Source organism: Bacillus sp. LH1, assembly GCF_057924895.1.
In genome coordinates this window covers 4,667,617-4,679,586 of record NZ_CM175007.1, presented here as the reverse complement: position 1 = coordinate 4,679,586, position 11,970 = coordinate 4,667,617, and the positions used below count along the sequence as shown (strand labels likewise).

Annotated in this window: 10 protein-coding genes and 3 pseudogenes; 6 read left to right on the top strand and 7 right to left on the bottom strand. The window is 33.9% G+C overall.

The window, feature by feature from the left end:
- Positions 1-2: 2 nt before the first annotated feature.
- The gene (locus ACX9TM_RS24210) at positions 3-1,010 is read right to left on the bottom strand and encodes an ABC transporter substrate-binding protein (RefSeq protein ID WP_000733145.1); all 1,008 of its coding nucleotides are present in this window, start codon (positions 1,008-1,010) and stop codon (positions 3-5) included.
- Positions 1,011-1,130: 120 nt separating this feature from the next.
- Here ACX9TM_RS24210 and ACX9TM_RS24205 point away from each other — a divergent pair, with 120 nt between their 5' ends.
- The 3 genes and pseudogenes from ACX9TM_RS24205 to ACX9TM_RS24195 form a co-directional block, all read left to right on the top strand.
- Positions 1,131-1,427 (top strand): DUF3986 family protein, encoded by a 297-nt coding sequence (locus ACX9TM_RS24205; RefSeq protein WP_000455579.1) that lies wholly within the window; start codon positions 1,131-1,133, stop codon positions 1,425-1,427.
- A gap of 10 nt (positions 1,428-1,437) precedes the next feature.
- Positions 1,438-1,669 (top strand): annotated as a pseudogene (locus ACX9TM_RS24200) (hypothetical protein).
- Between the two features lie 109 nt (positions 1,670-1,778).
- Positions 1,779-1,850, top strand: a pseudogene (locus ACX9TM_RS24195) (DUF2196 domain-containing protein); the annotation flags it as partial.
- Between the two features lie 81 nt (positions 1,851-1,931).
- Here ACX9TM_RS24195 and ACX9TM_RS24190 read toward each other — a convergent pair.
- Entirely contained in the window at positions 1,932-3,185 is a 1,254-nt protein-coding gene (locus tag ACX9TM_RS24190; protein WP_000956221.1) for a glycosyltransferase family 39 protein, read from the bottom strand.
- Positions 3,186-3,475: 290 nt separating this feature from the next.
- Between ACX9TM_RS24190 and ACX9TM_RS24185 the strand changes: the two genes are divergently transcribed.
- On the top strand, positions 3,476-5,545 hold the full coding sequence (locus tag ACX9TM_RS24185) for an LTA synthase family protein (RefSeq protein ID WP_000873627.1): 2,070 nt from the start codon (positions 3,476-3,478) through the stop codon (positions 5,543-5,545).
- Between the two features lie 210 nt (positions 5,546-5,755).
- Here ACX9TM_RS24185 and ACX9TM_RS24180 read toward each other — a convergent pair whose 3' ends face one another.
- From ACX9TM_RS24180 to ACX9TM_RS24170, 3 genes and pseudogenes are all read right to left on the bottom strand, one after another.
- Complete coding sequence (locus ACX9TM_RS24180) at positions 5,756-6,565, bottom strand: alpha/beta fold hydrolase (RefSeq protein WP_000498276.1); 810 nt, start codon at positions 6,563-6,565, stop codon at positions 5,756-5,758.
- A gap of 15 nt (positions 6,566-6,580) precedes the next feature.
- A pseudogene (locus ACX9TM_RS24175) lies at positions 6,581-6,925 on the bottom strand (catalase); the annotation flags it as partial.
- A 4-nt stretch (positions 6,926-6,929) separates the two neighbouring features.
- A complete protein-coding gene (locus tag ACX9TM_RS24170; protein WP_002182974.1) occupies positions 6,930-7,046 on the bottom strand; it encodes a hypothetical protein in 117 nt (38 codons plus the stop codon).
- Between the two features lie 182 nt (positions 7,047-7,228).
- Between ACX9TM_RS24170 and ACX9TM_RS24165 the strand changes: the two genes are divergently transcribed.
- Both ACX9TM_RS24165 and ACX9TM_RS24160 read left to right on the top strand, forming a co-directional pair.
- Positions 7,229-8,482, top strand: coding sequence for an ATP-binding protein (locus ACX9TM_RS24165; protein WP_000664892.1), 1,254 nt, complete (start codon positions 7,229-7,231; stop codon positions 8,480-8,482).
- Positions 8,479-9,699, top strand: a complete 1,221-nt coding sequence (locus tag ACX9TM_RS24160; RefSeq protein WP_001032628.1) for an ATP-binding protein — start codon at positions 8,479-8,481, stop codon at positions 9,697-9,699. Before ACX9TM_RS24165 ends, ACX9TM_RS24160 begins: the two co-directional genes overlap by 4 nt.
- A gap of 227 nt (positions 9,700-9,926) precedes the next feature.
- Here the strand turns inward: ACX9TM_RS24160 and ACX9TM_RS24155 are convergent, their stop codons facing one another.
- Both ACX9TM_RS24155 and ACX9TM_RS24150 read right to left on the bottom strand, forming a co-directional pair.
- Complete coding sequence (locus tag ACX9TM_RS24155) at positions 9,927-10,844, bottom strand: collagen-like domain-containing protein (RefSeq protein ID WP_050279546.1); 918 nt, start codon at positions 10,842-10,844, stop codon at positions 9,927-9,929.
- A 142-nt stretch (positions 10,845-10,986) separates the two neighbouring features.
- Positions 10,987-11,907, bottom strand: a complete 921-nt coding sequence (locus tag ACX9TM_RS24150) for a Nif3-like dinuclear metal center hexameric protein (RefSeq protein WP_050279545.1) — start codon at positions 11,905-11,907, stop codon at positions 10,987-10,989.
- Between the last annotated feature and the right edge of the window lie 63 nt (positions 11,908-11,970).

Genomic DNA, 11,970 nt, shown 5'->3' with positions numbered 1-11,970 from the left:
CTCTATTTCTTAATAACGCTTTCGGCAATTTTTGTATTGACGAGCGCTTCATGTGGGACTTCTTTTTGTAATTCACCAGCGTCTTTCATAATCGTTTGGAGCTGTTTCCATTCTTCCGCATCTAGTAGTGGATTTGTCGCATAAGAATGTTGCTTTTTATACCGTTCAATTACTTTTACTGTAATGTCTTTTGAAGTGTCTTTAAATAGCGGGGAAACAGCATCAGCAATCTCTTCTGGACTATGTGTATCAACCCATTGCTGTGCTTTATAGAGCGCACGTGTGAACTTTTCAGCAGCAGCTTTATCTTTCTTTAAGAAACTTTCTTTTGCCATGAATGTTGTATAAGGAACAGTACCAGATTCATTTCCGAATGAAGCGACGATATAACCTTTACCTTCTTTTTCGAATATGCTTGCAGTCGGTTCAAAGAGCTGGACAAACTCTCCAGTACCAGATGCGAAGGCATTTGCAATATTAGCAAACTCGATATTTTGAATTAAGTTCGTATCTTTACGAGGATCAATGCCATTTTTCTTTAAAACGTATTCCCCAACCATTTGCGGCATGCCGCCTTTACGCTGTCCTAAAAATGTAACACCTTTTACGTCATTCCAATTAAAAGAGTCTAGTTTTTTACGTGAAACTAAAAATGTCCCATCTGTTTGTGTAAGCTGTGCAAAGTTAATGACAGGGTCTTTCGCTCCTTGTTGATGAACGTAAATAGACGTTTCAGAACCGACGAGAGCAATATCAATTCCGCCAGATAATAGGGCGGTCATCGTTTTATCGCCACCAGCTGTTGTTTGTAGGTCAATATTTAGTCCTTCATCTTTAAAAAATCCTTTTTCAACCCCAACATATAATGGGGCATAGAAGAGAGAATGGGTAACTTCGCCGACGCGAATGTTTTGAGTTTGTTCTTTCGTACCTTCTTTTTTACTACTACAAGCAGCAAAAGTAAAAACAGCTAGTAACATGATGCAAAAAATCGCGATTAATTTTTTCACTATATAACACCTCCTAGAAGTCACTCTACAAGCATGATATGTAGGTAATCGCCCATATGTGAGTGTAGATAGCAGGAATTTTTTTGGTGGTAAAGAAGTACAAATATAAGGGGTGATAAAATGGAGTACGAATACGATGATAGCGTACATTTACATCTTGATTATTTCGGGACAGAATGTGATATGGAATCGATTGCTTATAAGAGAAAGAATGAAGACGTATGGGATGTGTATTTTAATTTTGGAGTATACGGTATTCAGAAAGACGATGTAGAGTTAGGGAGATTTATGGACGAATATGCTGGTCATTACGTTTTTTCTGTACATGCTCGCGATCTTAGCTGGGAATTTGGAAGTGCCCAGTTTGAAGAGTGGGTTTTGAAAAATCGGATAGTAGAAAAAACGCTACAAAAATAGGAGGAATTTTGTGATTGGATTTCTCATCTTATTATTTATTTTTGTGGCCGGATTTTTTATCATGCAAATGCTTATTTACCAATTTGCAAAGAAAAACATCCATAAATATACAAAAATAAAATGATTTCATATGTGGCTACATATGAATATGAAAAAAGGCCCGAGATTAGATTTTTTTTGATTTTGTAGTTACAGTACTCGTATGTATCGTATGGAAAATATGGCTGCTTCCTTTTATATAATACACATGCTAATCATCTTCTCTTTTATCATAAAATAACGAAAAGAACCTGTCTTGTGGCGGGTTCTTTTCGTTATAGTAATAGTTGTAAAAAACTTGCATTTATACATAAAACAGTGAGTAGTGTTGTGAAAGATATTTTGACAAATACAGAAACACATACATACGGAATTAAAGTGTAATTACAGAATGGACAAATTGGCCGTGTGTAAAGTGTAGGGAATAAGAAAGAGGTCGTCCAACGGTGGACGACCTCTTTCTTATTATGCTTGGTTAGTGCGAAAGAATGGAAGTTTCTGCACAATGTGAATTAATCCGTATGCAAGAATTAAGCACATAAGAGGATTAATGAAAAATCCATAGCGATTAATTGCTAAGAATAAGTTTGAGAAGATAATGTAAATAATAGAACTTGCTACTAGCATCATAACGCGTTTATGTTTAAATGAATTTAGCATGAAGCAGAAGCTGCTCAAGAATGTACCGATGATAAACACTCTATGACATAGTTGCATAAAGTTGTGAATACGGTATTGGTCTACAGCAGGAGCTGTTTTGAATAATTCAATTGTTTTACCGACAGTGAACCAAGAGAACCAATAAGTGAAGTCCGTCTTAAATCCGTTCTTGATTAATTCTTTTGCGTATGCACCTTTGTCATCTAAGCCTTTAGCTCTCATTTCATTTACTATATTTTCATATCCAATTTTATTAAATGGATCTGCACCGGCAATTAGTGGATCTGCACCTTGGGTTGAGAATAAAATAAATTGGTTGAGTGCTAAGTAGTTACGAACAACCCATGCGCCAATAATAAAGAAAGGTCCGATAAACCATAACAATCCGATTCGAATGGAGTCTTTAAATCCATATGTAAATAACACAACAAGAACAGGAATGAGCATCATTGGAGCTGGATTTGGACGGAACATAAGTAAAATTGAAACGACAATTCCAAACCATATATGGAATTTCACTTTATTGTATTTCCATGCGAGAACAAATACATATACACATAACGCCAATAAGAATATGGATGGAACTTCTGTTAGCAATGTACGGAAGTATGTATAGTTACTTGGATAAATAGCATATAAAATACTTGCAACAATTCCATAAATGTTTTTTTCGAACAATTCTTTTCCTATTAAGAATACTAATAGCACTGTGCAAAGGTTCATGATCATGTTAATAACAGTTGCTACGTAATAGTAAGGAATTGATGTAATATCAGAAATAATCATAGCGCCAGCTAATAGTAATGGCTGACCTGGTGTAATATATGCATTTTTTCCTGGAACTTCACTAGGTTCTAAATACACATAACCAAATACACCATGTTTTAATAGTTGTTCAGCTGTTAACGAATAGTTAAAGGCATCATTTGCACCATATGTTACTTTGACTAACTCTCCATCTAATCCTGGCTGTTTTACTAAACAAAAAACGTGCAACAGGAAAGAAAGCGCCAAAATTACATATACCGCTTTAGGCAAACTCTTAAACTTAGTAAGCAAAAATGAGCAACTCCTTTTTTATTAATTCTTTCGTATTTTTATGTGAAATCTTTAATAGTATTAAGGATTTCCAAAACATAGTTATTATATCATAAAGTGGAATGCTGAAATTAAGTTTTTCAAGAATGAGTAATTTGTATGCCACAATTTAACTGTTGATTAAGGGAATATTAAGACAATACATTTATGATAGAAACAAGTATGCAGACGAAATATGTAATATATGTTATTTTAATAGAAATAGTTCTTTCGATGCGGGGGAAATTAAGACATAGAAACGAGGGAATGAATTGAAGTATGGTTCTACACTTTTTCATCTTCCAAAAAGAAATATATTAATTTCTAGCATTATAAGTAGTATGGTGACTTTATTAGTAATAACTATGCTGTTTATGATTTTAAAGGTTTTCAATTTAGACATGATGAAAGATCATTTAAATCAAAAGCTTGTTTTAAGTGTTATGATGATTTTCATATGGGGCATAACGTTTTATATTACGCATTTCAATAAAAAAGAGATGTCTATACTTAGAGCATCCCTACGAGTGCATTTTATATTATTTTTGCTAGCTCATACAGTAGCGTTATTTTATATTGTCATGCAAGTTAATATGAGTTTCATAGAGGCAATGAATTGGATTTACTTTTATAATATGCAGTTTATATTAAGTTTTGTAGTAATTTATGCAATATATATTCTTGTATATAATTTAATAGGTAAGGTTTTTCTAAGTATGGTTTTAACGAGCTGTACGTTAGTCATTTTATGTATTGTGAATTATTTGAAGCTTATTTTCAGAGGTGATCCGTTATATCCTTCTGATTTTACACAAATTACGCATATGCAATCTGTTATACCGATGGTGATGGACTATTTTAGTTGGAGTTATATTTTTGTCATTATCTTAAGTATCGTAGCTTGTATTGTAGCAGGGATATATATGAGAAGGTATATTCAAAATGTAAAGATTCATCTAGGAATAAGAGCCTTATTAGTAGTAGGATCTATTTTTGTTCTATATGCGTACGGTAATTTTGCGAATACATTTATGAATAAAGTATTTCAAAAATCAGGTGTAGATTTTGTTTTGTGGAATCAAAATGAGAACTATGCTTCAAATGGTTTTGTACTTGGGTTTATTAGCAATTTAGATACAACAGTTATGGAAAAACCAAAAAATTATTCTAAAGAAAATATGCTTCAAATAGCAAACGATATAAAAAAACAATATAGTGGAAATATAGGGAGCCAAAAGAAAAAAGAGAAACCGAATATTATTTTTGTAATGAGTGAATCGTTTTGGGATCCGACGAAAGTAACTAACCTTTCTTTTAGTGAAGATCCTGTACCAAATTTACATCATTATATAGAAAACTTTCCTGGTGGACAAACTATTTCTCCTACATTTGGGGGAAATACGGCGAACGTTGAATTTGAGGCATTAACAAGTTATTCAATGAGTTTGTTAAAGCCAGGTTCTATACCATATCAGCAGGTTATTACAAATAAGAAAGAAATTCCATCAATCCCTACGGCGTTGAAAAAAGAAGGTTATTATACAAGTGCAATTCATTCATTTGGTCGCACATTCTTTAAACGTGATGATGTATATAAGGTGTTAGGGTTTGATAAGTTTAATGCAGAGGACACGATGGAAAATGTGGATATTGATGGAGATTATATTAGTGATTTAGCGATGAGTAAAGAGATAATTGCTGAGTTAGAGAAACAAAAACAACCTACATTTATTCATGCAGTTACGATGCAAAATCATTTTCCATTTACAGAGGGCCGATTTGGTGAAAACCTAATCGAAATTAGCGGTCTAGAAAATGAAGACTCAAAGGGAGAATTAGAGACGTATACAGAAGGATTAAGACGTTCAGATGAGGCTCTTCAATATTTAATAGAGCAACTAGATAATTTTGATAGACCTACATTATTAGTATTCTTTGGAGATCATCTTCCATCATTAGGAACAAATAAATCTTTTTATAAAGAAAATGGGTATATAACGAATGAAAAAACACCGAATGAACGTTTAGCCATGGCGCAAACACCGCTATTAATGTATGCAAACTTTGATATGCCAAATGATAATTTAGGTTTAGTAAGCCCAATTCATTTTTCTAATCTTATTTTTGATTATGCAGGATTAAATAAATCCTTATTTTATCAATTTTTATCGGAACTTTACAAGGAAATACCAGTGCTTAGAGATGAATTAAAAGTTGATAAAAATGGAGAAGTAATCAATGATTTAACAAAGAAACAAAAAGAAATGTTAGAGCAATATAAAATGCTTCAATATGATTTACTCGTTGGAAATCAATATAGTAAAGATATCCTCTTTAAATAAAAGAAACAAAAAGAACTTGTATAACGATACAAGTTCTTTTTTCATAGTATTTAACGGGGTAACCAGACAAGCTGGGTTTAGGGAGTATTACCTGTACATTTAGTATATATGAAAATGTAATCGTTTTATTTGTGTATTTGTGAGAAATATGTGAATTTTATGTTTTGTGAAAAATCGATTGTATTAACTTTCGTTCTTGTATTGCAGTTGTTATGCATGTAAAAATTTTATCAGTTCTTTATTTAATTCATCCGCTTGATCGATTGGTGAACCATGACCACTATTTGTAAGAGCATGTAACTGAGAATTTTTAATTCGTTGTTGCGTAAGCTCGGCACTTTTGTAAGGAATTAGTTGGTCGTGAACGCCGTGGAAGATTTTTGTTGGGACGTTAATTTTATTTAAATCTTTCGTTACATCTTCATTTGCAGCTGCTTGTAAAATTTTTATAAGGGCATAAGAAGCGGACTGCATACCGAGATAAGAAAACCATTCAAGGGTTGCAGCCCCTAAGTTTCTATTAAAAAAGGATAAAGATACATCATTTAAAAATTTTGGTAAATTAGCATACATTTGATTAATGAGAGCATCTGCTTGTTCTTTCGGTACACCGTAAGGGGACTCTTGATTTTTAATGAAAGAGGGGGAGACAGCGTCAATTAATGCGAGCTTAGAAATGCGGCGCCCATTATAGCGAGACATATAGCGAATAGAAAGAGCACCACCAACTGAGAAACCGACTAATGTAGCGTTCTCTACTTGAAGTGCTTCCAGAACAATTGCGATATCATCGGCTAATCGATCATACGTGTAACCAGTCCATGGCTTATCAGATTGCCCATTCCCTCGTATATCCATGGCGATACAGCGAAAGCCATGCTCTGGTAAAACATTGAGTTGATATTGATACATTTGATGATTTAAAGGCCATCCGTGAACGAAGAAAACAGTCTTACTACCTGGACCAGGATTAACGTCTTGCACAAAAATATGCACATCTTTCTCGACAGTAACAAACATAAATTTCCCCCTGTTTTATGAATATGCTCTATCCCAAAAGCGTTGTTTTGTCATAGCTTTAATAAATTCATTTGCTAGCCTCGTAGGGTCTTGTTCTATTAGAACACCAGGCTTTCCTTCGATATTTAAAGATTGAATAATAGAAGAGCCGTTTTGGAAGGAGCCAATCGGCTTAAAGTGATTATATGATTCTACGACAAATGAACTTGCTTTGTTAAGAAAATGATCATCCATCTCTCCGCCGATAAGAAGTAATCCATCATAAAGGAGTGGTGAGCCTGTTAAGAAAGTATCATTTACTTCCCACTGTCCATTTGGCGTTCCCTGCACTATGCCTAATCGTTCTGAAACGATCACTGGCAGTTCAAGAGTTTTCATCGTTTGAAATTTTAATACCTGTATTTGTTGTCATCTCCTTTCCTTCATTTTCACGCATGAAAGATTGGAGTTGTTCGGTCTTTTTATTTTTTTTGCCATCCATAAAAAACACCTCCCATAATATACGTATTATTGTTTATGTTTTTTATGCTTGTATATAGCATGAAGATATTGCGTAGTTGGCATGATTTTCCTCAAATGTTCGATTTATCTTTGTTTGTCTATGAAAATCATTTATTATAATAAATGGTATTCTTCGAGATATTATTTTGAAGGGGTGTTGAAGTGAAAGAAAGTTTTCTATCATATAAAGAAGAAGAAAGAAATGCAAAAATCCTTTTATGGGTGTTATATGTCATTGTTATTGTATATCAAATTTTCTATGCAATCGTATTAGAAGATAAATCAATAATGGATAAGGGATACAATATAATATGGCAAGTTATTTGCGGAGTAGCAATACTGTGCGTGAATATATATTTAATGAAAAAAGAGAAGGCAAATCTTGTTAAATATGCATGGATATTTGCATACATAGGGATAGAACTCGCTAATATATTTTCGTATGTTTTTTATAATAAGGCGGCGTTTGATGCGACAAATATAATAGAAATTATTCTCATTTTCTTTGTACCTATATTTTTAAATAAAAAATTCTATGTGTTGTTACTTTCCTCTATTGTAGGAAAATATTTAATTTATTTATTTGTATTAGAGGAAGTAAAAGCATTTATGTTCCTTATTATGTATACACTTATGTTAATAGCTGCATATATCATTTTAAACCGATTTTTACAATATCTTTCAGCTGTAAAGGAAAGTATTGCGATTGCTAGTGAATCACAGAAATTAGCAGTAATCGGAAAAATGGCAGCGACGGTTGGACATGAAATTAAAAATCCACTTGCTTCATTAAAAGGATTTACGCAATTACAACGAGAGAAGCATGAAGAGGATCCTATTTATAAACGTATGATTTTTGAAATAGAAAATATGAATAATATGATAAGTGAGTTAATGGAAGTTGCTACATGCAAACCTTCTATTTATAAGAAACATGATGTAGGAAAAATTGTATTACAAGTAATAACAAGTCTTCGTGAAAAAATAGATGAATTAAACATTCAGTTTATTTCTAATGTGGAAGAAAAAACAATAGAAGTTGAATGTGATGAACGAAAAATAAGAGGAGTCTTTTTATATACGATAAAAAATGCTTTAGAGGCAATGGGACAAGGTGGTATATTACATTTACAATTAGAAAATAAAGGGAAAGAATATGTAATGATCAGTGTGATCGATAATGGTCATGGTATTAAGCAAGAAAACTTACCCCGTGTTACAGAGGCCTTTTATACAACGAAACAAGATAAAATTGGTCTGGGACTGACGGTAGCGAATCGAATTGTCGCCGAGCACCTTGGTGAGTTGCATATTTCAAGTGAAAAAGATACTGGAACGAGAATAGACATCATTCTCCCAAGGAAGTGTGGAAATACTGAAATCCAAGTGGAAGAAAAGCTAGGAGTTACCATATGAATAAAGGCTATATATTTAAAAATGAAGAAATAAAGGCGCTGAAAGCATTTTTAAGTTTATTTTTTATTATATTTTTCGTATATGATCTTGCCTATGAATTTATCGTACCGTTAATCGGTGGAGAGCAAGAAGGTGTAGGAGAGTTTGAAGATGGTTTAGGTTTATGGCTTTACTTTTTGATGGTGGTATTGTTTTGCATTGGAATATACTTTATGAAATGGAAGAATGCTTTTGCGGTAAAGTATATTATTCTAATTGGCTATAATGTATTAGATTGTATCCATAACATTATGATTTATTATGGTAGCGATGCAGAATTTGACGGTGGAAATATAGTAGAAGGATTTTTTATTTTGTTTGCACCAATCTTTGTGAATAAAAGATATTTCTGGTTAGTTCCAGCGATACTTATCGGAAAGTATGCTCTTACAGGAATCATTATTCAATCTTCTCTCGTTTTAATCCCAATGGCATTATATAGCGTATTTACTATCATATGTTGGATTATATTTTTAAGGGTTCAGTCTTACGTTCGTACGCTTGAGATGATGGACAAAGAAATAAAACAGACAGAAAAACTAGCAGCTGTTGGAAAGATGGCAACGGTTATTGGTTATAAGATTAGAAGACCTTTAGCAAACTTAAAAAAACTTGTGAATAAACAAGCAGACAAGCATCCAGAGGATAAAATTTATAGTGATATTATGAAACAAGAAGTAGATCGGATTCATATAATTGCTACAGAACTTAGTGGATTTGAGAAATCTAAATCACTAGAATCAGAAACTCATAACATACAAGAAATTATCTCTTATGTTATTCGAGTTATGGAAAAGCCTGCTTTAAAACAAGGAGTTTACATACAAGGTATTTACAGTAAAGACTTACCATCAATTACATGTGATGAAAAACGATTAAAACAGGTCTTTTTTAATTTAATCAAAAATGCAATTGAAGCAATGTCAGTTGGCGGAACAATTACGATTAAAGTTACTGTAAAAGATGGAATCATCGTTCAAGTGAAAGATGAGGGATGCGGCATTCCGAAAGATAAAATTCCAAAGTTAAATGAAGCCTTTTATACAACGAAAGAAACAGGAACTGGTCTAGGTTTAGTAGTTACAGAAAAAATTATTAAAGACCACAACGGTAAAATAAGTTTTGAAAGTGAAGTTGGGGTTGGAACGACGGTTGAAGTTATGTTACCACTGCATTAACTACAAAAAACATCACTTATTTGGAAGTGATGTTTTTGTGTTCTTCTTAGGTAGACGTTCTAAAAAAGAGGACGATAACGAAAAATAATATATTGATAGTGTAAAAAGAAAATAATGGATGTTTTACTATGAAAAATATATAATGGCTTTGTCTGTTATTTGTTGTAGTTCATTTATATTTCTATTTGTTGACCCGAATCTCGGGTCTTTTTTTATGAAATGAATTGCTATATATCGGTAATTAGAAAAATAGAATATACAGCACTTGCAGTAATTCCAGGGGTAATATAAAGGGATATAGCATCTCCTCTTGCAACTGGGTTTCCAGTTGTAATACTAGTCCAAGTTACAGTAGCGGGACCTACTGCCGGAGTAGGATTAAATACTTGAATTTGTCCTGCTCCGCTATCCGTTGGTTTAATGGAAAATACCATAGTTCCGGTAATTTTGTCAGTAGTAGTTAAGGTAATAGTAGATAGGATGTAGCTAGAAGAAGGGGTTGTGAGGTTTGTTGGGACATTTCTGCAAATATTAATCGTATAAATAGCAGCAGGTAAATTATTTATATTTATAGACGCAGAAAAGCCGACAATACTACCGGCTCCAGCAGTGACATATGGAATAACATTGGAGTCAATTCCAGGAGAACCCGCTATACGTTGAAAACCAGCATTTGTTCCTTGAAAAACAATACTTTTTGCTGAAGCACTATCGGCAGATCCCGTAGGTCCAGTAATGCCCGTAGGTCCAGTGTTCCCCGTAGGCCCAGTGATGCCGGTAGGCCCGGTACTACCGGTAGGTCCACTTTCTACTAATACGATATAATCTGGAGATATATTAGGAAACCCTTGAGGTGCATCTTTTTTTACAACATAGCCACTGCCCGTATAAGTGACAACTTGTCCTTTTTTATAGTTGGGAGCCGCTGCTAGACTAAAGGTGGTAGTACTTTGGAAACCAGCTCCGGAAGGTCCAGCATTACCCGTAGGTCCGGTGTTCCCCGTGGGTCCGGTGTTCCCCGTGGGTCCGGTGTTCCCCGTGGGTCCGGTGTTCCCCGTAGGTCCGGTGTTCCCCGTGGGTCCAGTATTTCCGTTAGAACCGCTGTTGCGTCTGCCATCGCAACTAAAAAAATTACGTGGGTACATATATGTTCTCCTTTCTATATTTTCAAAATCTAGTTTTTAAAATAGAACTAATATATATATATTATGAATTCTATAATTTTGTGTGGCAGATCGTCTTTTGTGTCTAGATTTCAAAAGATAGCGGGAGGAGAATTAAGTAGTGTTAGAGCCACCATTTTTCCTGAGGAAGTAAAATAACATCCACATCAAAATTCTCTTTAAACCAATCATACATCAATGTCTCTTTCACTAAATATTCAGAGGCAGAGTGTGACACACCAATTAGAGACATATTCGTTTCTTTTACATAATCCATAATGAGCGAGTATTTATGTCTGCCGTAATCATTGTCGATATGGCAATGGATTTCTCCTGTAATATATGCTTCAGCACCTTTTTCTTCTGCTTCCTTCATTAAAGATACAACATCGCCACATCCAGCGATAATTGCGATTTTTTTGATGGAATCATGCCGTTTACCTTCGAAGTCTGTGTAAGGAATCTGGAAGAGTTGTTTTAGATGTTTTTGGAGTGCTTCTGTTGATGTTTCATCTATTTCACAAATAAGGCCAACTGGTTCTTGTTCTGGACCTCCATATGCAAAGTCGTCCACTACAGTAGCGTTTAATGCTTTTGCAATTGAAATACTCGTTCCATTTGTTTGATGAAAATCCATTGGTACGTGACATGTATATATAGAAAGTTGTTTTTCTTTCATTCCTTGCAAATATTTTTCAGGAATTGGTATGAAACCGCGGCCTGATCTTCCAAGCGGATCACCGCACTCCATTACAAGGGGATGGTGCATAAAGAGTAAATCACCGGGTGTGGATTGTGAAATGAATGTTTCAAGAACGTCATCTGTAGGGAATACAGCTAAAAATACTTTGTTTACATTTTCAGATCCGTGCATCATAAGGCCGTTAAATAAATCTACAAAATTTGCTTCGAAAAATTGTTGCCAAGGAAATTTGATAGGATCATATACGGCTGGGATAAATCGACTAAAGGCACTATCTTTTCCGTATTTTTCAATTTGGAATAAGTGATCGAGTGATTGCTCTATTTTTTTTAAGGCTGGCATGTTTGATAATCCTCCTTAAGATGATTCTTGCTTTATGAGTTGTTTGTATTCTTCGTAGCAAAA